The organism is Pseudomonas sp. BJa5 (assembly GCF_030272875.2).
Lineage (GTDB): Bacteria > Pseudomonadota > Gammaproteobacteria > Pseudomonadales > Pseudomonadaceae > Aquipseudomonas.
In genome coordinates, this window is record NZ_JALRNG020000139.1 from 1 (window position 1) to 278 (window position 278).

General features: G+C 63.3%; 1 protein-coding gene. It reads right to left on the reverse strand.

Features of this window, described 5'->3' with window-relative positions; all coding sequences use genetic code 11:
* The coding region (locus tag M2D63_RS25745; RefSeq protein ID WP_285865885.1) for an immunoglobulin-like domain-containing protein at positions 1 to 266 on the reverse strand (266 nt) is incomplete at its 3' end.
* Positions 267 to 278 lie beyond the last annotated feature (12 nt).

The following is a 278-nucleotide window of genomic DNA, read 5'->3' on the forward strand; positions in this document are numbered from 1 at the left end:
GTGATCACGCCACCTTCGCCGATGGTGCTGACATCGGCGGTCAACTTGACGGTCGACGGGTCGATGGTGTCGTTGACCTCGGTAACCGCTGGGGTGTTATCCACAGCCAGGTTCTCGAAGTCACCACCGCTGGTGCCGGTGATGGTCGCTTCGACTTGGCCGGCGTCGATGTACACATCGTCGTCCGGTGCCGCGACGCTGACGCTGCCGCTGGTTTCGCCCGCCGCGATGGTGATGGACTCACCATTGCTGAGGGTGATGGTCATGGCGGTGCCAGC